This window comes from Robertmurraya korlensis, from assembly GCF_023715225.1.
In the GTDB taxonomy this organism is placed as follows: domain Bacteria; phylum Bacillota; class Bacilli; order Bacillales; family Cytobacillaceae; genus Robertmurraya_A.
This window is the reverse complement of sequence record NZ_JAMBNS010000142.1, coordinates 1-413: the sequence shown is the minus strand read 5'-3', so window position 1 is coordinate 413 and position 413 is coordinate 1. Positions and strand designations below refer to the sequence as shown.

The window sequence follows — 413 nt, the reverse complement described above, 5'->3', positions numbered from 1 at the left end:
ATAAATAATCCATTTGCTAGGATCATATTGCCACCATTTTACCCCATTGCGATAGTCGTATTGGAAAAAGTGGTGGTAGTTATGATAGCCTTCGCCCCAAGTGAAAATCGCCAGAATCGGATTATCACGCGCGGTGTTGGTATCGGTATAAGGACGGGTACCAAACATATGGCAAAGCGAGTTGATAAAGAAAGTAAAATGATGGCTTAACACCAAACGCAGTAGCCCTGCAAGTACTAAGGTACCTGCAATATCACCCACCATCCAACCAAACAACGCTGGCAAGCCAATATTGGCCAATAAAATCCACAGGGCATAATATTTATCTTGCGCCACTAACACAGGATCAGCTTTTAAATCTGGGATATTTTTGTAGTCATAATGGCCGCTTGGGTAGTTTTTGAGCATCCACC

General features: G+C 42.9%; 1 protein-coding gene. It reads right to left on the bottom strand.

Annotated elements, in window-relative coordinates; all coding sequences use genetic code 11:
• Positions 1–413 (bottom strand): fatty acid desaturase (locus tag M3175_RS26150; protein WP_251524630.1); only part of this gene is annotated, 413 nt, incomplete at both ends.